This window comes from Jezberella sp. (genome assembly GCF_964834465.1).
Map to the genome: position 1 here is coordinate 14307 of NZ_CBAZRM010000008.1, position 25004 is coordinate 39310.

The 25004-nt window shown below is 53.9% G+C and carries 25 protein-coding genes; 18 read left to right on the forward strand and 7 right to left on the reverse strand.

From position 1 onward, the window contains the following. The first annotated feature begins 64 nt into the window (after positions 1–64). Genes AC1W8Y_RS07465 through AC1W8Y_RS07475 form a run of 3 tightly spaced genes read left to right on the forward strand, consistent with a single transcriptional unit; the run spans position 65 to position 1167 of the window. The gene (locus AC1W8Y_RS07465; protein ID WP_482013847.1) at positions 65–376 is read left to right on the forward strand and encodes an ElaB/YgaM/YqjD family protein; all 312 of its coding nucleotides are present in this window, start codon (positions 65–67) and stop codon (positions 374–376) included. A 9-nt stretch (positions 377–385) separates the two neighbouring features. Continuing rightward, the gene (locus AC1W8Y_RS07470) at positions 386–820 is read left to right on the forward strand and encodes a phage holin family protein (RefSeq protein WP_482013848.1); all 435 of its coding nucleotides are present in this window, start codon (positions 386–388) and stop codon (positions 818–820) included. Beyond that, complete coding sequence (locus tag AC1W8Y_RS07475) at positions 817–1167, forward strand: hypothetical protein (RefSeq protein ID WP_482013849.1); 351 nt, start codon at positions 817–819, stop codon at positions 1165–1167. The genes AC1W8Y_RS07470 and AC1W8Y_RS07475 overlap by 4 nt, the downstream gene beginning before the upstream one ends. A 6-nt stretch (positions 1168–1173) precedes the next feature. Here the strand turns inward: AC1W8Y_RS07475 and AC1W8Y_RS07480 are convergent, their stop codons facing one another. After that, positions 1174–2718 carry a UbiD family decarboxylase gene (locus AC1W8Y_RS07480; protein ID WP_482013850.1) on the reverse strand — a complete coding sequence of 515 codons (1545 nt, stop codon included), beginning with the start codon at positions 2716–2718 and terminating at the stop codon, positions 1174–1176. A gap of 82 nt (positions 2719–2800) precedes the next feature. Between AC1W8Y_RS07480 and AC1W8Y_RS07485 the strand changes: the two genes are divergently transcribed. Then, complete coding sequence (locus tag AC1W8Y_RS07485; protein ID WP_482013851.1) at positions 2801–3703, forward strand: transglycosylase SLT domain-containing protein; 903 nt, start codon at positions 2801–2803, stop codon at positions 3701–3703. A 12-nt stretch (positions 3704–3715) separates the two neighbouring features. Here AC1W8Y_RS07485 and AC1W8Y_RS07490 read toward each other — a convergent pair whose 3' ends face one another. After that, complete coding sequence (locus AC1W8Y_RS07490) at positions 3716–4873, reverse strand: pyridoxal phosphate-dependent aminotransferase (RefSeq protein ID WP_482013852.1); 1158 nt, start codon at positions 4871–4873, stop codon at positions 3716–3718. A 39-nt stretch (positions 4874–4912) separates the two neighbouring features. Between AC1W8Y_RS07490 and AC1W8Y_RS07495 the strand changes: the two genes are divergently transcribed. The 3 genes from AC1W8Y_RS07495 to AC1W8Y_RS07505 all read left to right on the forward strand — a co-directional run bounded on the left by AC1W8Y_RS07495 (position 4913) and on the right by AC1W8Y_RS07505 (position 8737). Further along, on the forward strand, positions 4913–5815 hold the full coding sequence (locus AC1W8Y_RS07495) for a hypothetical protein (protein ID WP_482013853.1): 903 nt from the start codon (positions 4913–4915) through the stop codon (positions 5813–5815). Positions 5816–5884: 69 nt separating this feature from the next. Then, complete coding sequence (locus AC1W8Y_RS07500; protein WP_482013854.1) at positions 5885–8182, forward strand: NADP-dependent malic enzyme; 2298 nt, start codon at positions 5885–5887, stop codon at positions 8180–8182. A gap of 63 nt (positions 8183–8245) precedes the next feature. Next, positions 8246–8737 (forward strand): barstar family protein, encoded by a 492-nt coding sequence (locus tag AC1W8Y_RS07505; RefSeq protein WP_482013855.1) that lies wholly within the window; start codon positions 8246–8248, stop codon positions 8735–8737. 20 nt (positions 8738–8757) lie between these two features. On the opposite strand, the gene AC1W8Y_RS07510 is transcribed toward AC1W8Y_RS07505, so the two are convergent. Continuing rightward, positions 8758–9489 carry a 16S rRNA (uracil(1498)-N(3))-methyltransferase gene (locus tag AC1W8Y_RS07510; protein WP_482013856.1) on the reverse strand — a complete coding sequence of 244 codons (732 nt, stop codon included), beginning with the start codon at positions 9487–9489 and terminating at the stop codon, positions 8758–8760. A gap of 99 nt (positions 9490–9588) precedes the next feature. Here AC1W8Y_RS07510 and tkt point away from each other — a divergent pair, with 99 nt between their 5' ends. The 3 genes from tkt to AC1W8Y_RS07525 all read left to right on the forward strand — a co-directional run bounded on the left by tkt (position 9589) and on the right by AC1W8Y_RS07525 (position 13954). Continuing rightward, positions 9589–11634, forward strand: a complete 2046-nt coding sequence (gene tkt, locus AC1W8Y_RS07515) for a transketolase (RefSeq protein ID WP_482013857.1) — start codon at positions 9589–9591, stop codon at positions 11632–11634. Positions 11635–11679: 45 nt separating this feature from the next. After that, positions 11680–12690 (forward strand): type I glyceraldehyde-3-phosphate dehydrogenase, encoded by a 1011-nt coding sequence (gene gap / locus AC1W8Y_RS07520; protein WP_482013858.1) that lies wholly within the window; start codon positions 11680–11682, stop codon positions 12688–12690. A 70-nt stretch (positions 12691–12760) separates the two neighbouring features. Beyond that, complete coding sequence (locus AC1W8Y_RS07525; protein WP_482013859.1) at positions 12761–13954, forward strand: phosphoglycerate kinase; 1194 nt, start codon at positions 12761–12763, stop codon at positions 13952–13954. Here the strand turns inward: AC1W8Y_RS07525 and AC1W8Y_RS07530 are convergent. Then, entirely contained in the window at positions 13951–14280 is a 330-nt protein-coding gene (locus tag AC1W8Y_RS07530) for a DHCW motif cupin fold protein (RefSeq protein WP_482013860.1), read from the reverse strand. The genes AC1W8Y_RS07525 and AC1W8Y_RS07530 overlap by 4 nt on opposite strands. Positions 14281–14432: 152 nt before the next feature. On the opposite strand from AC1W8Y_RS07530, the gene AC1W8Y_RS07535 reads away from it, so the two are divergent. Next, on the forward strand, positions 14433–14738 hold the full coding sequence (locus tag AC1W8Y_RS07535; RefSeq protein ID WP_482013861.1) for an NIPSNAP family protein: 306 nt from the start codon (positions 14433–14435) through the stop codon (positions 14736–14738). A 58-nt stretch (positions 14739–14796) separates the two neighbouring features. Next, positions 14797–15423: a molybdopterin adenylyltransferase gene (gene mog / locus AC1W8Y_RS07540; RefSeq protein WP_482013862.1), complete on the forward strand. Its 627-nt coding sequence runs from the start codon at positions 14797–14799 to the stop codon at positions 15421–15423. Here mog and AC1W8Y_RS07545 read toward each other — a convergent pair. Next, complete coding sequence (locus AC1W8Y_RS07545; RefSeq protein WP_482013863.1) at positions 15420–16556, reverse strand: methyltransferase; 1137 nt, start codon at positions 16554–16556, stop codon at positions 15420–15422. The two genes, mog and AC1W8Y_RS07545, sit on opposite strands and share 4 nt — an antisense overlap. A 27-nt stretch (positions 16557–16583) precedes the next feature. On the opposite strand from AC1W8Y_RS07545, the gene fba reads away from it, so the two are divergent. From fba to alkB, 6 genes are read left to right on the forward strand one after another with little or no spacing between them, the layout of a single operon-like run. After that, entirely contained in the window at positions 16584–17648 is a 1065-nt protein-coding gene (fba, locus tag AC1W8Y_RS07550) for a class II fructose-bisphosphate aldolase (protein ID WP_482013864.1), read from the forward strand. Between the two features lie 45 nt (positions 17649–17693). Further along, positions 17694–18575: a phosphoribosylaminoimidazolesuccinocarboxamide synthase gene (locus AC1W8Y_RS07555; RefSeq protein ID WP_482013865.1), complete on the forward strand. Its 882-nt coding sequence runs from the start codon at positions 17694–17696 to the stop codon at positions 18573–18575. A gap of 36 nt (positions 18576–18611) precedes the next feature. Then, positions 18612–19148, forward strand: a complete 537-nt coding sequence (gene purE, locus AC1W8Y_RS07560; RefSeq protein ID WP_482013866.1) for a 5-(carboxyamino)imidazole ribonucleotide mutase — start codon at positions 18612–18614, stop codon at positions 19146–19148. Then, complete coding sequence (locus tag AC1W8Y_RS07565) at positions 19145–20305, forward strand: 5-(carboxyamino)imidazole ribonucleotide synthase (RefSeq protein WP_482013867.1); 1161 nt, start codon at positions 19145–19147, stop codon at positions 20303–20305. Before purE ends, AC1W8Y_RS07565 begins: the two co-directional genes overlap by 4 nt. After that, positions 20305–21396, forward strand: coding sequence for an L-threonylcarbamoyladenylate synthase (locus AC1W8Y_RS07570; RefSeq protein ID WP_482013868.1), 1092 nt, complete (start codon positions 20305–20307; stop codon positions 21394–21396). Before AC1W8Y_RS07565 ends, AC1W8Y_RS07570 begins: the two co-directional genes overlap by 1 nt. Continuing rightward, positions 21393–22043 carry a DNA oxidative demethylase AlkB gene (alkB, locus tag AC1W8Y_RS07575; protein WP_482013869.1) on the forward strand — a complete coding sequence of 217 codons (651 nt, stop codon included), beginning with the start codon at positions 21393–21395 and terminating at the stop codon, positions 22041–22043. Before AC1W8Y_RS07570 ends, alkB begins: the two co-directional genes overlap by 4 nt. Here alkB and AC1W8Y_RS07580 read toward each other — a convergent pair. Beyond that, positions 22040–23233 (reverse strand): acyl-CoA dehydrogenase, encoded by a 1194-nt coding sequence (locus tag AC1W8Y_RS07580; protein ID WP_482013870.1) that lies wholly within the window; start codon positions 23231–23233, stop codon positions 22040–22042. The genes alkB and AC1W8Y_RS07580 overlap by 4 nt on opposite strands. Positions 23234–23309: 76 nt before the next feature. Continuing rightward, positions 23310–25004, reverse strand: coding sequence for a thiamine pyrophosphate-binding protein (locus tag AC1W8Y_RS07585; protein WP_482013987.1), 1695 nt, complete (start codon positions 25002–25004; stop codon positions 23310–23312).

Sequence of the window (25004 nt, forward strand, 5' to 3'; positions counted from 1 at the left end):
ATTCGTCTGTTTAGTGCTCAATGACTGCTATGATGGATTTTTAACCACGTCATCGGAGAGCGCCATGGAAGAATCCACCACCCAAGACCAAGGACGAGTCATTACGGGTCTGCGACATGGAATAGACGCGGCAGAAGAATTGTTGCGCGAAGCGGCGCAAAGCACGGGCGACCGCGCTGCCGAATTGCGTGAACGAGCGGTTGCCTCTTTGAAGTCAACGCGCGAGGCGTTGCTGGTTGCTCAAGAGACTGCTCTGGTCAAAGGCCGCCACGCTGTGCGTGCAACGGATAACTATGTGCATGAAAATCCTTGGCAATCCGTAGGTATCGCCGCTGGGGTGGGTCTTGTCCTGGGCTTATTGATTGGTCGTCGGTAAACAAATCGCGTGACCATCCGCCAATCATTAGCCTCTGCAGGTGCAGAATTAGCGACCTTATTGCGAACCCGTGTTGAGTTGTTAGCCCTCGAGTTCGCAAAAGAGCGGTCACGTTTGCTGAGGTCGGTATTACTCGCTTTGGGCGCCTTATTATTCGGCTTGCTCGGGCTGCTGGTATTTTCTGTCTGGATTGCACTGCTTTTCTGGTCAACTGAATACCGGTATCTTTCGATTGCTTTGTTAGCACTTGTTTATGTGTTGATAGCGGTTGTGTTCATCGTTAAGTTGCGCAATCAGGTGCGTCGCGGCGGGCCGCCTTTTGCAGCGTCGGTAGAAGTGCTTTCGCAAGACTTGGAAATGCTTCGAGCGGCGTGCTTGAAAGCCCCCCCCCACGACGCAAGCGACAACAACCGCGCCAAAAGACAGAAAGGGGATCAACGATGAGACGACCTCACAATGCGGCATTCGATCGTATGGTTCGAATTGAAATTTTGCGGACGCGAGCGATGCTTGAACGCGAGGCGTTCGCTTTATCCGTTCGTGAAATACAGGGAAAATTTGCCGTCGGTCCTTTGTTAGGGGGCTTGGCTGGTCGATCGGGATTGGGCTTGTTGACCAAGGGCTTTGGATTGATCAGCAATTATCCTTACGTGCTGTCAGCGTTGTCGGGGCTATTTGTTCGATCTAAATTCAAGTGGGTAAAAGTCGTCGGTCTTGCTGCCGTGGGCTGGTTCGCCTATCAGGGCGCCCGCGACGGTGCAGGCACAGACCAGGGATCTCAGCAACGCTGAGCAAGCCTACAGACCAAGCTCACCCCAGATCTCATCGACTCTGCGTTTGGTCGCTTCGTCCATTTGGATCGGGGTTCCCCATTCGCGTTGGGTTTCGCCTGGCCATTTGTTGGTGGCATCCATCCCCATTTTTCCACCCAAGCCAGACACCGGTGAGGCAAAATCGAGATAATCGATAGGTGTATTCTCAACCAGCAAGGTATCGCGAGCAGGATCCATGCGGGTGGTCATCGCCCAGATGACTTCCTTCCAATCCCGTACGTTGATGTCTTGATCTACGACGACAATAAATTTCGTATACATGAACTGGCGTAAGACGCTCCAAAGACCAAACATGACCCGTTTCGCATGCCCAGGGTATTGCTTTCGGATCGACACGACTGCCAATCGATAGCTGCATCCCTCGGGCGGCAGGTAGAAATCGACAATCTCTGGAAACTGACGCTTGAGCAAAGGCACGAACACCTCATTGAGCGCGACCCCTAAGACTGCTGGCTCATCGGGAGGTTTGCCCGTGTAGGTTGTGTGATAAATCGGTTGCCGTCGCATGGTGATGCGATCCACCGTGAAAACCGGAAACCAGTCTTGCTCGTTGTAATAACCCGTGTGATCGCCGTAGGGGCCTTCGAGGGCCATTTCGTAATCGGATTGAGGTAAGGGGTTGCCGCCGGGCGGCATCGAAGGCGCGATAGCCCGTGGATCCGATTTGGGTAATAGATGGCCCTCAAGCACTATTTCGGCGGTCGCAGGGACACTCAGGTCGCTGCCAAGGGCCTTCGCGACTTCCGTGCGTGCGCCTCTGAGGAGTCCCGCGAATTGATATTCAGATAAAGAATCAGGAACAGGCGTCACGGCGCCCAGCGTGGTGGCAGGGTCTGCCCCCAATGCCACGGCAACTGGAAAGGGCGTACCCGGGTGAGCTAGGGCGTGATCACGAAAATCCAAAGCGCCGCCACGGTGAGACAACCAGCGCATGATCAGTTTGTTGCGACCCAAGACTTGTTGTCGATAAATCCCCAGATTTTGTCGGCGCGCGTTTGGTCCTCGGGTGATGACCAAGCCCCACGTGAGCAAGGGGGCGATGTCGCCAGGCCACGAAGTTTGGATGGGCAGTCGAGACAGATCCACCTCATTGCCTTCCCAAACAATTTCTTGACAAGATGGGCTAGTCACCGTTTTTGGATTCATATCCCACAGTGCGGCCTTCAGCATCGACACCTTGGCTAAGGCGTCGCGTAATCCTTTGGGTGGTGTAGGTTCACGCAATGAAGCAAGCAGTTCACCCACGTCACGTAGTGCAACGACATTTTCTGCGCCCATCCCCCACGCCACGCGCTCTGGGGTTCCAAAGAGATTGGCGAGTACCGGCATAGCGGCGGGCGCACCGTCGTGCAATGCATTTTCAAAGAGCAAAGCGGGGCCGTCGGCACGCAAGACCCGATCAGAAATCTCAGTCATTTCAAGCGCCGTCGAGACGGGGGTCTTGATTCGACGCAGGTTTCCCTTGAGTTCGAGTTGTCCAATGAAGTCACGCAGATCTTTGTAATGCACGTTAGCCACCGCAAAAAGGTTACATTTACTGCTTGGATGGAAGCTTACCATCCACCTAGTCAGCCACAACCGGGAGGAAAAGATGTCGGTGATGACCGTCGTATCCTTGGCCCGCCATATTGCGAACGGGCTGTATCGCAATTTGTCTGAACTGGTGCGCACCAGTGCGATTTATCTAGGGATTGCGGTGCTGGTCTCGACCTTGATGGTCGTGGGCATGCCAGTGTTGCGCAATCAGGTGGCACAGATGCACCGCAGCGTGATTGATGCACTGGCACCTGAGGGTGCTGAGGTGGATGACACGTTAGCTCAAGTTCAAGAAGGCCCTCAAGTGTCCTCAGTTAGGCTAGATTCAATTCCTGGTTCGGGTCTACCCCCTGAGTCAGCTGGCCATAAAGCGGCAAACGCAGATAAAAAACCAGCCGTAGTCCCCGCCAGGCTTCAACCAAGAATCTCGGCCGACCAGGCGCAAGTGAATGTGACGGATACGCCCGCGGCCCAAAATGGGATCCGCGATTTAAGTAATACCCAAGTAGAGGCGCTGGTTAATTACATTTCACGCAAATATCTGGTTTCTCAGGATGCGGCCCTCATGTTCGTGGACATTGCTCACACAGCAGGGGGTGAGTACAAGGTGGATCCAATTTTGCTGCTCGCGGTCATGGCGACAGAATCGCGATTTAACCCTTACGCTGGTGGGGCCAGGGGGGGGGCGACCGGCTTGATGCAAATCTTAGCGAGTGTCCATCGCGATAAGGTCAACCGGTTTGGACGAGGAGAAAGTGGTTTTTATAACCCCGCGATCAGTGCCAAGATTGGTGCCTATATTTTGAGTGATTGCATCAACCGCCGTGGCTCTGTCTCGCTTGGCTTAGCGTGTTATTGCGGTGCCAGCGACCCGAGCAAAGATGGTGGTTACACCGACAAGGTGCAATCCGAGCGCCACCGCATGGCGCTGGCTGCGTCTATCCCTGCCCGTGATTAAATGTCCGCGAGTTCAGGCTAAGTATTTCGTCAGACGGTGGACCGCCTCTTCGAGCTTTTCCATACTATGGGTATAGGCGATTCTGACCATTTTTGACGCATGCGTTGGTCCGAAGTCGATGCCTGGCACACAAGCGATATGCGTATTTGCCAAAATGTCTTTTGCGAACTCCATGCTGTCTGCCGCGTGCTGTGAAACGTCGGCGTACACATAAAATGCGCCGTCTGGCATGACGGGGACGTCAATGCCTATTTTCTTGAGCGCGGGCACCAGAAAATCACGGCGGCGTTTCAGTTCTAAGCGACGCGTCTCGTACAGCGCAAGCGACTCGGGCTCGAAACACGCCAGCGCTGCATGTTGAGAAAGCGTTGGTGCACAAATGACCAAACTGGCCGCCAGTTTCTCAATCGGGTCGACGAGGTGGTCGGGCACAATCATCCAGCCCAATCGCCAGCCTGTCATGGCAAAGTATTTAGAAAAACTGTTTAAAACAATTAAGTCGTTATCGAGTGTAAGCGCCGAGCGTGGCTTAGCGTCGAATGACAAGGCGAGATAAATCTCGTCCATCATCACAAAGCCTTCTTTGTCGTGCACGGTTTTGATCAGCGCATCCAGTGCTTCGAGCGTCAAGGAGGTGCCGGTGGGATTGCTGGGTGAGGCTATCAGAGCACCCGTGGTTCGACTGCCCCAATGGGTTTGCACGTCAGCGGCGCTCAACTGGAAACGGTTCTCAGCAGACGTCGGGATCAGTTTGGTGGTGCCGCCGGCCGAGGAAATAAAATTTCTGTTCGGAGGGTAGCAAGGATCCCCCATCAAGACTTCGTCACCCGGATTGACCACCGCCATGGCGGCTAGCGACAAGGCACTGCTGGCGCCGCTGGTGACGATGACACGCGATGGGTCTACCGCTGCGCCCAGGTGACTGCCATAGAATCTTGCAATTGCTTCTCTCAACGCGGCAAGGCCAGCTGGGGCGCTGTAGCCACCGAGGCCTGCTGTTGTGGCACGATTCGCCGCCTCGACAACGAGCGGGGCAGCGGTGAAGTCTGGTTCACCAACGCTTAAACTGATGACATCGTGACCTTGATTTCTTAGCGCCAACGCCTCTTTGAAAACTTCGACCGCGTGAAAGGTAATGGTTTCGCTCATACGGGCAGCGAGCTTGATCATGAATAATTTCTCCGTTAACTCTTCTGAATTGTAGTGGTCATGCCGACATCCCGACGTAACTTCCTGTTTGGTCGACGAACCCCCCCCTCGCGATGGGGTCGCTTTTGTACGCGGCTGGCAAGGTCGACGCAAGGTAAAACGACATGGGATACGGATGAATACGTGAAAGTGGCACGCTTAGTGCCGGCTTCGCAAAACGATGTCTGGCATGCGCACGCACTTTGCAGAGAGTACGGCGTTCAGCTTTGGCTGGATGGGTTGGCGCAAGGGCCTGCGACACCCAGCTCACCAATTTTATGGGTCGAACCCGGCACGGCATGGGCTTCGCTAGCAGTAGCAAAAGAGTTTGAGCCTGATATGGATGTCTGGCGTGTCGACGGGGGGTGTCGGATCGCTCAATTGCAAGCAGCGGGGTTTGATTGGATGGGGTCGATTGATCCTGCCTGGTCGGTCGCTCGTTGGCTTGCCTCTGATTTATCCTCACGCTGGCCCCTCGGTCGCGGTGACTGCAGTCACCTGATGCAGGCGGCGGTGATGATGGCGGATGGATCTACCGCGATCTTGGGTGAGTTTGGGGTGAATGCCCGACAACCACTGAAAAACCCGACTGTACAGAAGATGGTGCCGAAACTGTTTGAACTGAGTCGCTGTCCGATTGCGCAGACGATGACCTCGGCCGGACAGTGGGCCTCAAGATATCGGCTCGATGCCTTAAATTCAGAGCAGGCGAACGGTGTTAATCTGGCACGCATCTTGACGGGACACGAGGGGACGTTGGCGTGGGTTTGGACAATTTGGCTGACCCGGACGGCAAGGGTGGTTACCCCACTATCTCTGAATAATGCATTTGATCCTCGTCTTTGCAACGAAGCGGTGACCGTCTTCGATCAGCAAGTTAAGCAAGCCTTTGACCCACTGGGCTCATTTGCACCGACTCGTTGAACAAAAGGGCTAGAATCAAGTTCAATTTAATTGTCTCAATCGTTTCAACACCAATTTGACAGAGTAAACATGGAAGAGAACTTTCGTAAAGCTGCGCTTGAATATCATGAGCAGGGCCGTCCAGGCAAAATTTCAGTGGTACCGACAAAGACTCTGTCGAACCAGCGTGACTTAGCTTTGGCCTATTCTCCCGGTGTAGCGGCGGCCTGTGAAGAAATCGTTGCAGATCCTGCAAACGCTTTTCGTTACACGGCTCGTGGCAACTTGGTTGGGGTGATCACCAACGGCACGGCGGTGCTTGGGCTGGGCAACATTGGCCCGCTCGCTTCGAAACCGGTGATGGAAGGTAAAGCCGTCCTGTTTAAAAAGTTTGCCGGGATTGACGTTTTTGATATTGAAATCAATGAGCAAGATCCAGATAAACTCGTCGAGATCATTGCGGGTCTCGAACCGACGTTTGGCGGTATTAATCTCGAGGACATCAAAGCGCCCGAGTGTTTCACGGTTGAGCGCAAGCTGCGTGAGCGCATGCGTATTCCCGTATTCCATGATGATCAGCATGGCACGGCAATCTGTGTTGCCGCCGCCTTTCTGAACGGACTAGCAGTGGTGGGTAAAAAGGTCAGTGATGTCAAAGTCGCTGTGTCCGGTGCCGGTGCCGCTGCGCTTGCTTGCTTGGATTTGATGGTAGATCTTGGCTTGCCCATCGAACACATCTGGGTAACCGACATCGAAGGGGTGGTTTACGAAGGACGAGTGGCTTTAATGGATCCGGATAAAGCCCGTTTTGCTCAAAAAACCGAACAGCGCACTTTAGGTGAGATCATCGACGGGGCGGACGTCTTCCTCGGCTTATCGGCGGGTGGTGTCTTGAAGCCAGAAATGGTTAAAAAGATGGCGGCTAAACCGTTGATTCTGGCATTGGCCAACCCCAATCCAGAAATTCTGCCCGAAGATGCCCATGCGGTGCGTGATGATATCGTGATGGCAACCGGTCGATCAGACTATCCCAACCAAGTAAACAATGTGTTGTGCTTTCCGTACATCTTCAGGGGGGCGCTTGACGTTGGCGCGACGACCATCACGCGCGGGATGGAAAAGGCTGCTGCGGTGGCTATCGGCCGTCTGGCGCAAGAAGAGCAGAGCGATGTGGTCGCTGCGGCTTACGGCACCTACGATACTTCATTCGGGCGCGATTACTTTGTGCCGAAACCGTTCGATCCACGATTGATTGTTCGGATCGCCCCCGCCGTTGCTAAAGCAGCCATGGAAGATGGTGTTGCCACTCGGCCAATCGCTGATCTTGACGCCTATGTTGAGCAACTTGAGCAATTTGTCTACCGCTCGGGGGCGTTCATGAAACCTATGTTCTCCGCCGCCAAGGCGCGCGTGAGAGAGGGCGCGCGGGCGCGGATCGTCTTTACCGAAGGGGAAGACGAGCGCGTGTTGCGGGCGGTTCAGGTGATTGTCGACGAGCATCTCGCCAAGCCAATACTTGTTGGTCGGCCTGACGTATTAAAGGCACGCATCGAGCGTTTTGGTCTGCGTCTGGATCTGGCAGTGGATGTTGAGGTGGTCAACCCAGACTACGACGAACGCTTCCATCACTACTGGACAGCGTACTGGGAAACCATGTGTCGCAGCGGCGTGTCTAAAGAGATGTCACGCGTCGAGATGCGTCGGCGCCTGACCTTGATCGGGGCCACAATGGTTCGCATGGGACATGCTGACGGCATGATTTGCGGCATTGTCGGCACTTATAGTGACCATTTGCGCTACATCGATCAAATGATTGGCAAGCGACCTGGGGCGACAACCTACGCAGCCATGAACATTGTGTTGTTGCCAGAGCAGAGCATTGCGCTGGTAGACACTCATATCAACGACAACCCGAGCGCCGAGCAGATTGCTGAGTTCACCATTGCTGCTGCTGAGCGCATGCGTGCCTTGAATGTCATCCCCAAGATCGCACTCTTGTCGAGCTCCAATTTTGGTTCAGGTAAATCTGGTTCTGGTGAAAAAATGCGTCACGCGCTTGAGCTCATCAAGGCAAAAGCGCCAAACCTGGAAATTGACGGCGAGATGCATGGCGACTGCGCGTTGGATGAGGCGCTTCGCTTGCGTATTCTGCCGACATCCACCTTGAAAGGTGCCGCTAACTTACTGGTTTGTCCCAATTTGGATTCAGGCAACATTGCGTATAACCTGCTTAAAACAGTGGTGGGCGGTAACGTAGCCGTTGGGCCTTTCTTGTTGGGGGCAAATGCACCGGTTCATATCCTGACGTCAAGCTCGACGGTCCGGCGGATCGTGAACATGACAGCATTGACAGTGGTTGAGGCAAATTTAAATCGCACAGGATTTTGAGCGAAACGAAGTTGCTTGAGCATTTCTGTCGCCTTGGTATAAAGTCAAGCAAAGGCTCGCGAGTTGGGACTATTTCCGGAGGTGGTCGGTATGGGCAAGGCAGACCAAGCGGCATTGCGTAAGTTGCTCGAACGAGGGGGAGAATTCTCTCTCAACAATGATCTTGCAGTGTTAAAGTCGGTATCTCAAGAGGCTGGCTTAGTTTGGTGTCTGGCGGATTGCGAGAAAGCGCGTAGTTGGTCTGCCGTTTTCCGCTCGACAGTGAAGGCCGTCGATTTCCCAGAGTTTTTCAGCAATGGTTTTGACGGTTTGTACGACTGCTTGTGCGACACGTTGCTTGACCAAAAGGTCGGCCTTGTCCTTATATTTGATAGGTTGCACTCTGATGATTCAGCCATCGTTCAAGAAGATGAGCAGTTCAAGCAGGTGTTGGGTGATGCGGTCGATTTTGCTAAAGAAAACGGTCGCACGTTTATTTATGTCATTCATCATGCCGGCAAGCACGCTGAGGCAATCCCTGGTGTCGTTCACTCGTGGAGTGATGAGCCAGGCTGAGACAGCACGACGAGTCTCAGCTACCAGTCTTTGATGGCGGTGATGGCCGCCGCGAGGGCGATGCCAGCTGTCTCTGTACGCAAAATGCGCGAACCATACTGAACGGCGGTTGCGCCATGTGCGAGGGCCGCCTTGGTTTCAGTCTCTGCCCAGCCACCCTCGGGGCCGACCAGCAGGTCAATAGCGGTGGCAGACGGGTGCTTCATTAAGTGGTCACGCAAACTCAAGTTTGCCTGCGGGTCGCAAAACAGCCTCTGTGCCTGCTTTTTCTCTTGAGATAAAGCTTGTGGCAACGTCAAGGGTGCATCAACCTGCATCAGCCTGTTGCGTCCAGTTTGCTCAGAGGCGGCCTGAGCAATTTTGCGCCAATGCAAGACGCGTTTCTCAAGCCTAGCACCGCTCAGTTGCAGCACACTGCGCTGTGCCGCAATCGGAATGAGGCGAGTCACCCCCAACTCGACGCATTTTTCTACCACCCAGTCCATTTTGTCGCCGGCCGCAAGCCCTTGCCACAGGGTCAGGTCGCCGGCTAATTCGGCCTCTCTGGGATCATGACGCAGAAGCTTCGCTAACGCGGTTTTTCCATCAAAGGTCAAGCGGGCAGAGACTTGGCCGCCATGACCATTGAATAATGTGATTTCGGCGTCAGCCGGCAGCCGTAACACTCTGATATGGTGCGAAATCTCATCCGGAAGCTCAATTGTTTCGCCCGTTGGGAGAGAAATAGGGCAAAAAAAGCGTGGATCAGTCATGCGGTGCGTTGTCCATACTAGGGGTTTTACGGGTGTTAGAATGCATGGTTTTGTAACCCATTTTCGATCCGGATCGTGTCCGGGCGGGATCTACATTTTATGAGCCTCTCCACAGCTACCCCCGTCAAACTGGCCGATGCCATCCGTGCACTCGCGATGGATGCCGTGCAGCAAGCCAATTCAGGGCACCCCGGGGCGCCAATGGGTATGGCAGAAATGGCGCAAGCGCTGTTCACCCGACATCTTCAGCATAACCCCGCTGATCCAGCATGGGCGAATCGTGACCGCTTTGTGCTTTCCAACGGTCATGGGTCGATGCTGATTTATGCGTTGCTGCATTTGACGGGTTACGACTTGTCCATGGATGAATTACGGCAATTCAGGCAGTTGCACTCGAAGACGCCAGGGCATCCTGAGGTGGGTATCACGCCCGGGGTTGAGACGACGACCGGGCCACTTGGGCAAGGCTTGGCGAATGCGGTCGGCATGGCGTTGGCAGAGGCCCTGTTAGCCGCTGAATTCAATCGTCCTGGACACGAAGTCGTTAACCACCACACGTATACCTTTGTCGGTGACGGCTGCCTCATGGAAGGCATCTCGCATGAGGTCTGTTCACTGGCAGGGACACTGGGTTTATCCAAGCTGGTCGTGCTGTACGACGACAATGGGATCTCGATTGACGGCAAGGTCGAGAATTGGTTCGCAGATGATACGGGCAAGCGTTTTGACGCTTATGGCTGGAATGTCATCCGCGTGGCTAACGGTCACGATGTCGATGCGGTCGATCGCGCGATTACTCAAGCGCATGAGCAGGGCGCGCAATTGGGTCGCCCCACGCTCATTATGTGCCGTACGGTGATTGGTCAAGGTGCCCCTAACGTCGCTGGGACAGATAAGGTGCATGGGTCACCGCTCGGGGCTGCTGAAATCACGGCGACCCGTCAGGCGCTGGGTTGGCCTTTTGCACCCTTTGAAATCCCTGCAGAGGTCTATGCCGGTTGGGATGCGAGTGCTGCGGGTGCCAAGGCACAATCCGAGTGGCAAACAAGTTTTGACGCGTATGCGAAAGATTTCCCCTCAGAGGCAGCTGAATTCACCCGTCGGATGCAAGGCAAACTGCCTGCTGATTTCGCTCAGGTGGCACAGTCGCTGATGGCTGCCGTTAACGCAAAAGCTGAAACCATCGCGACACGCAAAGCGTCACAGGCGGCAATCACCGAATTGGTTGCTGTTTTGCCAGAAATGTTGGGGGGGTCAGCTGACCTGACTGGTTCAAATTTTACGGATTGGAAGGGCGTCGTCGCCGTTCGGGGTAGTGCCAAAGGATTGACCTTTGGTCGGCATATCAACTATGGCGTTCGTGAATTTGGGATGGCGGCCATCATGAATGGCATCGCGCTGCACGGGGGCTATCTGCCCTTTGGTGGCACCTTTCTCACGTTCTCTGATTATTCACGAAACGCTTTGCGTATGGCGGCGCTGATGAAGCAACGCGTTGTCCATGTCTTTACTCATGACTCGATTGGGTTGGGTGAGGATGGCCCCACGCATCAATCGATTGAGCACGCAAGCAGTCTGCGATTGATCCCGAATCTTTCTGTGTGGCGCCCGTGCGACACCGTTGAAACCGCCGCTGCATGGCTTGCTGCCGTTGAAAAACCCACCAGCATCGGCATGGATGTGCATGCGGGTGGCCCGACTGCCCTATTGCTGTCTCGGCAGAACCTTCCTTTTGTCGAACGTTCGGCAGAAACTTTGGCTGCTGTTGCCAAAGGTGGTTATGTGCTTAAGGACGTTGTTGACGCCAAAGCCGCGATCATTGCCACTGGATCTGAGATTGCAATCGCTATTGAAGCCCAGCAATTGTTGGCAGCTGAAGGCATTGCGGTTCGAGTGGTCTCAATGCCTAGTACGGATGTGTTTGATAAACAAGAAGCGTCCTGGCGCGAGTCGGTTTTGCCTAAGGGCTTGCCCCGTGTGGCCGTAGAGGCTGGGGTGACCGCATTCTGGCACAAGTATGTTGGTTTGGATGGCGCGGTGGTCGGTATCGATACTTACGGTGAATCGGCGCCGGCAGGTGTTCTTTTTAAGCATTTCGGTTTGACGGCAGACCATGTCGCAAGCGTCGTCAAACAGATCATCTGAATTCAAAACGCTTTTGAAAATTTTCATACCTAGGGAGATGTTCACATGACTATTCGTGTCGCAATTAACGGCTATGGCCGCATCGGGCGCAACATTCTGCGCGCCCACTATGAAGGTGGCAAAAAGCACGATATCGAAATCGTTGCGATTAATGATCTGGGCGATCCCAAGACTAATGCACATCTGACGCAATACGATACAGCCCACGGTAAGTTTCCCGGCACTGTCGGTGTCGAAGGCGACTATATGGTGGTCAACGGTGACAAAATCCGTGTACTGGCGAATCGCAACCCAGCCGAGTTGCCCTGGGGCGAACTCAAGGTCGATGTGGTGCTAGAGTGCACTGGGTTTTTTACGACAAAAGAAAAAGCTTCTGCTCACCTCAAAGGTGGTGCAAAGAAAGTCATCATCTCTGCGCCAGGCGGCAAGGATGTCGATGCAACCGTTGTCTTCGGCGTCAATCAAGGTGTTCTGAAATCGACTGATACGGTCATTTCAAATGCATCGTGCACGACCAACTGTTTGGCCCCTTTGGTTCAACCCTTAAACGATAAGATCGGTGTGGTGACAGGCTTGATGACGACCGTCCACGCCTATACCAATGACCAAGTGTTGACCGACGTTTATCACGAAGATCTGCGTCGTGCGCGCTCAGCCACCATGAGCATGATTCCTACCAAAACCGGTGCTGCTGCTGCCGTGGGTCTGGTGTTGCCAGAACTCAACGGAAAGCTTGATGGGTTCGCCATCCGCGTCCCCACCATCAACGTCTCGTTGGTTGATTTATCGTTTATCGCAAAGCGTGAAACCACGGTTGATGAAGTCAATGACATCATGAAGGCGGCTTCAGAAGGCGCACTGAAGGGCATTTTGACCTACAACACCGAGCCCCTTGTCTCAATTGACTTTAACCATAATCCAGCCTCAAGCAACTTCGATTCAACGCTGACGAAAGTCTCTGGTACTTTGGTCAAAGTTTCTTCTTGGTACGACAATGAGTGGGGTTTCAGTAACCGTATGCTTGACACCACTGTCGCTTTGATGACGGCAAAGTAAAGGCGGTTTTGTGCGAAGGGGCCCATTGGGCCCCTTTATTTTTTGATGGTCTATTTTGGTTTATCAAGCAATGACGACAAAAATTAAAACTCTCTCGGCGCTCGCGAAATCTGGGCAGTTGACGGGCAAGCGTGTTTTTATTCGATCCGATCTCAATGTTCCGTTTGACGAAGCGGGTAACATTTCTGAAGACACCCGCATTCGTGCCTCGGTACCTGCCATTAAGATGGCGTTAGACGCGGGCGCTGCCGTGATGGTGACCTCTCATTTAGGTCGTCCGACCGAAGGGATGCTGACAGCGGCCGACTCGTTGGCACCGATTGCGGTAAGACTGACCGAGTTACTCGGTCAACCTGTCAAGCTAGTTCAACAGTGGGTAGACGGTGTGACCGTTGCGCCAGGTGAAGTTGTTCTGCTTGAGAACTGTCGAGTCAACGTTGGCGAGAAAAAAAATGACACTGCGTTGTCACAGAAAATGGCAGCCCTTTGTGATGTGTATGTGAACGATGCTTTTGGTACTTCGCATCGTGCTGAGGCGACGACATACGGCATCGCCGAATTTGCGCCCATCGCCTGTGCTGGCCCACTCTTAGAGGCTGAGTTAGATGCACTAGGCAAAGCCCTGCATTCGCCAAAGCGGCCACTGGTTGCTATCGTCGGTGGTTCTAAGGTGTCGACCAAGTTGTCGATTCTTCAATCACTTGCGGATAAAGTTGACCAGTTAGTCGTCGGTGGCGGCATTGCCAACACATTCATGTTGGCTGAAGGCATGGCAATTGGTAAGTCGTTGGCAGAGCCGGATCAAATTGCTCAAGCACGAGCTGTTATCGACAAAATGAAAGGCCGCGGTGCAGCCGTGCCCATCCCCGTCGATGTCGTCTGTGCGAAAACGTTTTCAGCTACCGCTGCGGCCACGACAAAAGATGCAAACGATGTCGCCACCGACGACCTGATTTTCGATATTGGTCCCAACACCGCGGCACAATTGGCCGATATCCTGAAAAACGCCGGTACGATCTTGTGGAATGGTCCGCTGGGCGTGTTTGAGTTTGATGCCTTTGCGCACGGCACTGAAGCGATATCCAAAGCGATTGCCGAGTCGGCTGGCTTCTCGATCGCCGGCGGAGGCGATACCTTGGCCGCGATCGCCAAGTTCAATATTGGCGATAAAGTAGGTTACATCTCGACAGGTGGTGGCGCCTTTCTTGAATACCTTGAGGGCAAAGTGTTGCCCGCTGTCGATATCTTGCAAAAACGGGCTTAATCGACAATGAAGAGTTTTGCACCAATCTTCGTTGAGGATTGGTGCGGCTCTGCGCCGTCAGCCACCTGATAGCTCATCCCGGGGGTGAGCACCACCGTTCTCCCGTCTTTGAGTTGCGTCTCTAGGCACCCTTCAAGGCACAATAGGATATGGCCTTTTTCACACCAGTGGTCAGCCAGATAGCCAGGGCTATAGTCCACCATACGAACGCGGATGTCGCCGAATTGTTGAGTGCGCCACAGAGCCATGCCAGTCGTACCAGGGTGGGACGTCGACGCAATGCAAGACCAGTCTGTGGTCCCGAAGGGAATGTTTTGGATGTTCATTGTAAAAAATACTTTCAGATACTATGGATGGCAGCATTGGGCGCAGAATGCGGGGCGACTGGTTGTTAGCCACTGCTTTAGCCATCATACCAATGGATTGAGCTAAGCTAAAGTCACCATTTCAGTCTGACAAATTTTCACGAGGGATTGCCATGATTACTTGTTACCTGCGTTACGTGATCGACCCATATCAGCTGAAAGAATTCGAGTACTACGGTAAGACTTGGATTGCGTTAGTGAACAAGTTCGGGGGCGTGCATCACGGATATTTTCTGCCTTCGGAAGGCGCAAACAATATCGCGTTAGCGATGTTTACATTTCCCAGCCTGGCAGAGTACGAGAGCTATCGGCTCAAGTCTTTACAAGATCCCGACTGTCTAGCCGCCTTTAACTATGCAGAACAGACGCGTTGCATTGTTAGTTATGAAAGAAGTTTTTTTAGGCCTTTGTTTGATTAGGCCCAATCCATTCAATGTTTTTATGGTGCCGTATCATTCAAGTTGATGAGGTAGTGAAATGAGTCTTGCCCCAGTCAAAATATCTGAAGAAATCCTGCGTGTCGGTCTTGTTTCAGTGTCAGATCGTGCGGCAGCTGGTGTGTATGAGGACGAGGGCATCCCAGCCTTGCAGGCTTGGTTGACCAAGGCGCTGCTCAATCCCGTGGTAGCTGTCACTAGATTGATTCACGATGACAAGGACACGATTTCAGCCGCACTCAAACAGCTAGTGGACATTGAAAAATGTCACCTTGTGTTGACCACTGGCGGGACGGGCCCCTCGCGCCGTGATGTCACCCCTGAAGCAACCCAAGCGGTGGCGACGCGCGAAATGCCGGGGTTTGGCGAACAAATGCGCCAAATCAGCTTGCAGTTTGTGCCGACGGCGATCTTGTCGCGGCAGGTGGCTGTCTTACGTGAAATCGATGATCACGCGGCACTCATCATTAACTTGCCAGGCCAGCCTAAGGCCATTAGTGAAACGCTTGAAGGGCTTAAGAACGAGGATGGCAGCACCTTGGTCTCAGGTATTTTTGCCGCCGTCCCCTATTGTGTAGAGTTGATTGGCGGACCTTATCTCGACACCCATGAATCCGTCGTTAAATCTTTCAGACCCAAAACTGCACGACGACCGCTTCAAGCCTAAGCAGTGTGCGCTAGCTTGAGGCGCCACAAAGAGGTCATTTCTTTTGACCTCAACGCAGCCAACGGGTCGTCAGCGTCCTTGATTTTGCGATGGGTGGGCTTAGTTTCTAAACGATCAATGACTTCAAGCCCCGAGTCGAAAAACAAACTCAACAGATCTTCGCGGTGCCGCAAGCCCAAATGTTCAGCCAAATCAGATAAGACGAGCCAGGCTTCACCGCTTGGTGTTAAGTGTTGACCGACCTGCTGTATAAATCCTCTGAGCATTTGCTGATCGGGGTCGTAGACTGCAGTCTCCAGCACCGAGCTAGGCTTACCGGGGATCCAGGGCGGATTGCAAACAATTAAATCTGCTTTTTGCGTCGGAAACAAATCAAGCTGTCGCACATCAACCTGATGCTTCAGGTCAAAATGTTCGACGTTGCTGAGCGCGCAAGCAATGGCTCGTGGATTATTGTCGGTCGCGATAATTTTTTTGAAGCCACGCTTAGCAAGTGCAATGGCGATAACCCCTGTGCCAGTGCCGATATCGAGAGCAAGTCGCCCCGGTGGCAAAGGCGCATGCATCAGCAAATCAAGATATTCGTGGCGAGTGGGTGCAAAAACCCCGTAATGCGCGTGAATTTTACCCCCTAAGGCCGGGATCTCGAGACCCTTTTTCCGCCATTCATTCGCGCTGATGACACCCAGTAATTCGGTGAAGGGGACGATGTATGGGTGAGGGCTATCCCCATAGGCCGCCTGGCACGCCTCGGCGACCTCAGGCGCTCGGCGATGCGTCAGCCAATGGTCGGCCTCAAACGGCAATAACAGCATGCCTAAGGTTCTTGCCCGCTGCGCTCGGCTCAACCGAATGCGATGAAATCGCTCCGGGTAGGTCAAATCGCCTATTTTTGGGGGGCGTTTGTCTATTCGGCGAATCAGTGCCTGCAATAACTGTCGTCCATTCTGAAAGTCACCCCGCCACAGCAGTCCAATGCCTTCGCTGGCATAGCGATAAGCCGTGTCGGCAGTCATCGTGTCGTCAGCCTCAAAATAGCGCTTAGGGGCTCCCCAGCCGTTCTCTGATCGCCAATTCGCAAACAAGGCGTTATCGACTGTAAAATGCGGGGTTAGATTTTCACTTATCGACATTTTGTCCAAAATTTAAAGGATTTCTCCATGGCTCTCGTTTCCATGCGCCAATTGTTAGACCATGCTGCTGAGCATGGCTATGGTATCCCGGCTTTCAACGTGAACAACCTTGAGCAGGTGCAGGCCATCATGGAAGCGGCCGCTCAAACGGATAGCCCCGTCATCATGCAAGCTTCTGCCGGTGCACGAAAATACGCTGGCGAAGGCTTCTTGAAGTATCTCATCCAAGCCGCAGTCGAATCTTATCCTCATATTCCGGTGGTGATGCACCAGGATCACGGCCAATCCCCCAAAATTTGCCAAGGCGCTATCGATCTGGGGTTTTCTAGCGTGATGATGGATGGCTCGTTGAAAGAAGATGGCAAATCCATCGCTGATTATGACTACAACGTTGCCGTGACCAAACAAGTCGTTGATATGGCGCATAAGTTAGGGGTAACGGTAGAGGGTGAACTCGGCTGCCTGGGCTCTCTCGAGACCATGGAAGGCGACAAAGAAGATGGTCATGGTGCGGATGGTAAGTTGACGATGGATCAGCTGCTTACCGATCCAGAGCAGGCGGCCGACTTCGTGCGTCAGACTCAATTAGATGCGCTGGCCATTGCCATCGGGACCAGCCATGGCGCCTACAAATTTACACGCAAACCCACTGGCGACATTTTGTCAATTTCACGGATCAAAGAGATCAACAAGCGCTTGCCCAATACCCACCTCGTCATGCACGGCAGTTCAAGTGTGCCGCAAGAGTTGTTGGCTGAGATTCGCCAGTTTGGTGGTGATATGAAAGAGACCTACGGTGTGCCTGTCGAAGAAATTCAAGAAGCCATTAAGTTTGGTGTGCGCAAGATCAATATCGATACCGATATCCGTTTGGCCATGACGGGCGCTATCCGCCGTTTCTTCGCTGAAAACCCAGGCAAGTTCGATCCACGCGAATATCTCAAACCGGCTCGTGAAGCGGCGAAAGCAATCTGCGTTCAGCGTTATCAGCAGTTCGGTACCGCTGGCAACGCAAGCAAGATTAAAGTGGTTCCTCTGGCCGATGTGGCAACCCAGTATGCCACTGGCAAGCTGGCACAGGTAGTTCAGTAAGTTGTCGCGGACGTTTTGTCCGCTTTTCTTTTGATGGGTTTTTCTGTGACACAACCGATTTTGCAGTCTTCGATTCAATCCCTGCCCCTGCTCGCGCGTGGCAAAGTGCGCGATATGTACGCGGTTGGCGATGACAAGCTGCTGATTGTCGCCACTGACCGTATCTCGGCCTTTGACGTGATTCTGGATGACCCTATTCCTGGCAAAGGTCAGGTGCTAAAAGAGCTGACAGACTTCTGGCTCGACAAGCTGTCACATGTCCTGCCCAATCACTCGACCGGCATCCATCCTGAAGAGGTCGTGACGGCCAGCGAACGCGATCAAGTTGTCGGTCGTGCGGTGGTGGTTAAACGTCTCAAACCCATTCTTGTTGAAGCGGTTGCCAGGGGTTACCTCATTGGCTCGGGCTGGAAGGATTATCAAGCAACAGGTTCTGTTTGCGGCATCACTTTACCGCAGGGCCTGAACCAGGCTGGTAAATTGCCTCAAGCGATTTTCACGCCAGCGGCTAAAGCCGAGTTCGGTTTGCACGATGAAAACGTAGACTTTGATTATGTGATCAAGACGATTGGCCAAGAGATGGCTGAGCGCATTCGTGACGTGACCTTGCGGCTTTACAGCGAGGCAGCCAGCTATGCAGCAACCAAGGGCATCATGATTGCCGATACCAAGTTTGAGTTTGGGTTGGATGATCACGGCACCTTGCATCTGATGGACGAGGTGCTGACGCCAGATTCATCAAGATTCTGGCCCGCTGAAGGATATCAAGAGGGGATGAGCCCACCGTCATTCGACAAGCAGTTTGTTCGCGACTGGCTCGAGACCCAAGTTTGGGATAAGACCCCACCAGCCCCTCGACTGCCTGCTGATGTCATTCAAAAGACCGCGGCGAAGTACCGCGAGGCGTTGGATCGGTTGACTCACTGAACCTGCCGCAACTGTTTATCCACAAGAGGTCATTGAATGACGAAGGCAATTGATTTGAATACGGCTGCATCGAAAAGCGCAGGCAACGCAGCCCCTCTCGTCGGTGTCATCATGGGGTCGTCAAGCGATTGGGATGTCATGCAACAAGCGACAGCGATATTGGATCACTTCGGCGTGGCCTATGAGGCCCGTGTGGTCTCTGCCCACCGGATGCCGCATGACATGGTCGAATATGGGTCAACCGCCTCGTCTCGCGGTATGCGGGCGATCATTGCTGGGGCGGGGGGGGCTGCACACCTACCCGGGATGATGGCAGCTTTGACTGAAGTCCCCGTATTTGGGGTGCCGGTGCCATCCAAATATTTGCGCGGAGAAGACTCGTTGTTATCGATCGTGCAAATGCCCAAGGGTGTGCCAGTGGCGACCTTTGCGATTGGTGAGGCGGGGGCGGCGAACGCTGCGTTGCATGTGATTGCGACCTTAGCGACCACCCATGCAGAGCTGAGAGAAAAGTTGATTGCGTTTCGATCTGCACAAACCGAGACTGCACGAGCGATGAAGGTACCAACGTGATCGCACCGGGTGAATGGCTGGGGCTTCTCGGTGGTGGTCAGTTGGGTCGGATGTTTTGCCACGCTGCACAGGCAATGGGTTACCGCGTTGTTGTTCTTGATCCTGCCAACGAAGGCCCTGCGGCTGACGTTGCAGATAAGCACCTTAAAGCCCAATATGACGACCAGATGGGGTTAATCAAATTGGCTGAGCACGCACGTGCCGTCACGACCGAGTTTGAAAATGTGCCGGCTCGCAGCTTGGCATATCTCGCCTCTCAATTGCGTGTCACACCTGGCGCCCGGGCGGTTGAAGTCGTGCAGGATCGTATTGCTGAAAAAGCGTTTATTGCTGGCTTAGGTGTGCCGGTAGCGCCCCACTTGGCCGTTCGAGTGGCTGCAGATCTTGCCGGTGCTTCGGCCAAGCTGTTTCCGGGGATACTGAAAGTAGCCAGACTAGGATATGACGGCAAAGGTCAGGCTCGTGTTCAATCCAGAGATGACGCCTTGGCGGCGTTCAGGGACTTTGGCGAAGTCCCTTGCGTCTTGGAGGCCATGCTCGATCTGAAAGAAGAGTTGTCTGTCATTATGGCACGGGGGTCAGATGGCGAATGTGCTGTTTTCCCGGTGGCACGCAACGTGCACGAGCAAGGTATTCTGGCGGTCACCGTTGTCGACAATTTTGTATCCGAATTTGCTGAACCCGCAACGCAAGCCGCTCGAACGATTGCAAAAGGCTTGGATTATGTGGGGGTCATGTGTGTCGAGTTTTTCGTGTTGCGAGACGGTCAGCTATTAGTCAATGAAATTGCGCCACGTCCGCATAATAGTGGCCACTACACGATGAACGCTTGCGCAACCAGCCAGTTTGAGCAGCAGGTTCGTGTCATGGCCGGGTTGCCGCTGGGTAGCACAGCGCTCTTTTCACCTGCCGTCATGTTAAATATTCTGGGCGACACTTGGTATCCTGGGGATGGCGATTTGCAAATCGAACCTGACTGGGCATCTGTGCTGGCGTTGCCGAGAACGTCGCTGCACTTGTACGGTAAAACCGAGGCACGCCGTGGTCGTAAAATGGGTCACATCAACTGCACCGCGGCCACACTCGGTGAAGCGGTCGAGACAGCCAATCACATCGTTGCGTTACTGAAGTTGCCTGTCCGAGCATCCGTGGCCTGATGAGCCCGTCAAGCGACCCCTCGAACGTCATCCATTTGCCAAGCGGTGGCGTCGCCATTGCCGCGGCGGTTGACCTGCTCTTGGCGGGAAACTTAGTCGCATTTCCCACTGAGACCGTGTATGGCCTTGGGGCAGATGCTGAGAACCCCGAGGCCGTCGAAAAAATCTATCTCGCGAAAGGCCGCCCCTCGAATCACCCGGTGATCGTGCATGTGGCGCCCGATGTTGACTTATCGTATTGGGTTGCGGCGATCCCTTGGCAGGCACAACGGTTGATTGATGCGTTCTGGCCAGGCCCGCTGACGCTGATATTAAAGCGGGCGGCACACATCCCATCGACAGTCAGTGGTGGACAAGACAGTATTGGTTTGCGCTGCCCATCGCATCCGATTGCGCTTGAACTTTTACGGCGGTTTGCGCAGGCCAAACCATCGGGGCAGGGTGGTATCGCAGCCCCATCCGCCAATCAGTTTGGACATGTGTCCCCCACGCAGGCATCGCACGTGCGAGAAGAGTTCCCCGAGCAACTGTTGAATGGGATGATGGTGTTAGAGGGGGGGGCAAGTCAAGTAGGGATTGAATCGACGATTATCGATTTGTCCCGGGTCGATGCTGGGGTTGGGCCCGTGTTATTGAGACCGGGCTTCATCAGCGCTAGCCAGATTGAAGAAGTTTTGGGTCAAACGGTGCTGGCGCCGGATGCGCAGGCGCCGCGAGTGTCAGGCGCACTAAAGTCGCATTACGCACCCAACACGCCGCTGTTGCTGGCCGTGATTGAAGATTTGCGAGTCTTGGCTCAGCGGCCTGTTGCGCTGAGGGCTAACCAACGACTGGCGCTGGTGTCTCATTCAACGCCGCCGACTGAGGTGACAACGCATCCTCAGGTCGATTGGATTACCGCGTCTTCAGATCCAATTATTTATGCTCACGATCTTTACATGCTGTTACGTGAACTTGATAAACAAGGCTACGCAAGAATCGTGTTTGAAGCAGTGCCTGACACCACCGCGTGGCTGGCGGTCAGAGACCGCTTGAGTCGAGCTGCCGCACAGAAAGACAGCGGGGAAAACCCCGAGGACAGCCAAGCGTGAGCAACCTGTTTTCTGACGTGACTGAAAAACCTGTCTGGTCAGAAAAGTTGGGGCCCGGTAGCGTGTTACTTCATGCCTTTGCGTGGTCAGTCACAGACCTTCTCTATGAGGATATCCAGCGAGTCATCAAGCATTCACCGTTTAGACAAATGGTGACAGCCGGCGGCTACACGATGTCTGTGTCTACCACCAATTGCGGTGACTTGGGCTGGGTCTCTGACCGTAAAGGATATCGCTACGAGCCGCAGGATCCATTGACGAGATCGCCTTGGTTGGCCATGCCTGAGTCACTTGGGCAACTGGCCGTGAAGGCCGCACAAGAGGCGGGGTATCCAAACTTTGAACCCGATGCCTGTCTGATTAATCGGTATGACATTGGGTGCAAGATGTCATTGCATCAAGACCGTGATGAAAAAGATTATCAATGGCCTGTTGTATCAGTATCCTTGGGATTGCCGGCTGTCTTCATGTTCGGAGGCGCTGAGCGTAGCGACCCATACAGCAACATCTTGCTTGAACACGGTGACGTGATGGTCTGGGGCGGGCCAGATCGACTGCGCTTTCATGGGATAAAGCCAGTCAAAAAAGGCGAACACCCCCTATGTGGCAGTGCTCGCCTCAATCTTACCTTTCGCAAAGCAGGTTAGAAGAAAGCTTGTATCCCCGTTTGCGCGCGACCCAGAATCAGGGCGTGAATGTCGTGCGTGCCTTCATACGTGTTGACCACTTCGAGGTTGACCAAGTGACGCGCGACACCGTATTCATCTGATATACCGTTACCACCCAGCATGTCACGCGCCATCCGGGCGATATCGAGTGATTTGCCGCAAGAGTTACGCTTCATGATCGAGGTGATCTCGACCGCGGCTGTCCCTTCGTCTTTCATGCGACCCAGGCGCAAGCAACCTTGCAGTGCCAGCGTGATTTCAGTTTGCATATCAGCTAGCTTTTTCTGGATCAGCTGATTGGCTGCCAAAGGACGACCAAACTGCTTGCGATCGAGGGTGTACTGGCGTGCAGTATGCCAACAAGCTTCAGCCGCACCTAAGGCACCCCAGGCAATACCGAAGCGCGCCGAGTTCAAACAAGTGAAAGGGCCTTTCAGACCGCTGACACCTGGCAACATTTGGTCATCGCTGATTTCAACGTTGTCCATGACGATTTCGCCCGTGATCGAAGCACGTAAGCCTACCTTGCCTTTGATGGTGGGGGCGCTTAAGCCTTTCATTCCTTTTTCAAGAATGAAACCACGGATGCGACCGTCGTAATCTCCACCAACGCATTTGCCCCAAACGACAAACACGTCAGCGATGGGTGAATTTGAAATCCAGATCTTATTACCGGTCAGGGAGTACCCATCTGCCGTTTTGACCGCCCGGGTCTCCATCCCAGCAGGATCTGAGCCGTGGTTGGGCTCAGTCAAGCCAAAACAACCGATCCACTCGCCAGTCGCCAGCTTAGGCAGGTATTTTTGTTTCTGCGCCTCGCTGCCGAACTCATTAATAGGCACCATCACGAGCGAAGATTGAACACTCATCATCGAGCGATACCCTGAATCGACACGCTCAACTTCGCGTGCGATCAAACCGTAGCAAACATAATTCAGACCCGACCCACCGTACTCGGTGGGAATCGTGGCACCCAGCAAGCCAAGCTCACCCATCTCGGGAAAGATTTCAACGTGGGTAATTTCATTGCGAAAACCCTCTTTGACACGTGGTGCCAGCTTATCTTGACAATAAGCACGAGCAGCGTCACGCACCATACGCTCTTCGTCGGTTAACTGGCTTTCCAGCAATAAGGGGTCTTCCCAATTGAAAGTCGCTTCAGCGGCCATGTGATGCTCCAGAGTAAAGTCTTTGAAACTTGTTAATAAAAAACGGTACTGGTCTAACGCTTGCTCGCGTATCCGCTTACGACGACTTCTGAGCGGCGGCGCGCAATTTAGCAATCGTGGTCGTCGGTGTGATGGTCTCGGGGTCAATCAAGCAATGAATGATGGCGGGTTTTCCGCTAGCCAGAGCACGCTCAAAAGCAGGGCCAAACTCGTCAGTGTGTTCTACCCGCTCTCCATGGCCTCCAAAAGCAAACGCATAGGCTCGGAAGTCAGGGTTCAGCAAATGCGTTGCTGATATCCGACCCGGGTAATGTTTCTCTTGGTGCATACGGATCGTGCCATACATCCCGTTGTCGATGATCAGCACAATGATGGGTAACTGATATTGCACTGCAGTGGCAAACTCTTGACCGTGCATCATGAAGCAGCCATCCCCAGCAAAACAGACCACCATTTTGTCGGGCCAGCATCGTTTTGCCCCAACCGCCGCGGGTAGGCCATAGCCCATGGATCCAGAGGTGGGGGCGAGTTGCGTGCCAAATTGTGTGAAGCGATGAAAACGGTGTAACCAAGTGGCAAAGTTACCCGCGCCGTTGGTCATGATGGCATCAGGTGGCAAACGGGCTTCTAGGTACTGCATCACACCGCCCATTTGCAGCGTGCCGGGCGTTTGTATCGGGGCAGGATCGCTCCAGGCGAGATAGCTTTGACGCATGGCTTGGTTGTCGCGAGACCACGCTTTTGCTGCCGGCGCTGGCAAGCCAGACACCGCGGTGGCAAACGCGGTGGGAGAGGCGTTGATCGCAAGGGTTGCCCGATAGACACGACCCAGTTCACCGCTGTCAGGATGAATGTGCACCAACGTTTGCTTTGGTACGGGTATATCGAAGAGGGTGTAGGACTGGCTGGGCATTTCTGACATCCGTCCGCCCACAAGCAAAACGAGGTCAGCGTCGGCCACTCGCTTTAAGAGCGCAGGATTGATACCAATCCCCACGTCACCAATGAACAGGCGATGGTCGGCTGGGAAGAGCATTTGCCGTCTGAACGAAACCGCAACGGGCAGTTCAAAGGTTTCTGCAAAGGCGACGAAATCACGAACAGCGTCGGCCGACCAACGAGTGCCGCCAAGAATGGCAACGGGCGCTTTTGCGTTAGTCAAACGCTCGGCAAGCTCGACCATCTGAGCGTTTGATGGGGTTGATTCAATCGGCTGATATCTGGGTGCATCAGCCACAATGGCGGTTTCAACCAGCATATCTTCGGGTAAGGCAATCACAACGGGCCCCGGCCGACCAGAGGTGGCGACATGAAAGGCTCTTGAAATAATTTCTGGGATTCGATCGGCGTCGTCGATTTCGGTGGCCCATTTTGCGGCTTGACCGAAAATCGCGCGATAGTCCATTTCTTGAAAAGCCTCACGCTCGCGCATACCGCGTTCGATCTGGCCGACAAAAACAATCATGGGCGTTGAGTCTTGCTTGGCGATGTGGATACCAGCAAGTGCGTTCGAGGCGCCCGGCCCACGGGTCACCATGCAGATGCCAGGTTCGCCCGTCAATTTGCCATGCGCATCGGCCATCATGGCAGCACCGCCCTCCTGACGGCAAACGGTGATGTCGATGTTGACATCAACCAAGGCATCAAGCACGGCAAGATAGCTCTCGCCAGGCACGCAGAATACGTGCTTGACGCCATGGGCGACGAGCTGGCCAACCAGTATTTCGCCACCAGTGCGTGGCGCTAACGCCGAGGGAGCTTGTTTTGTCAT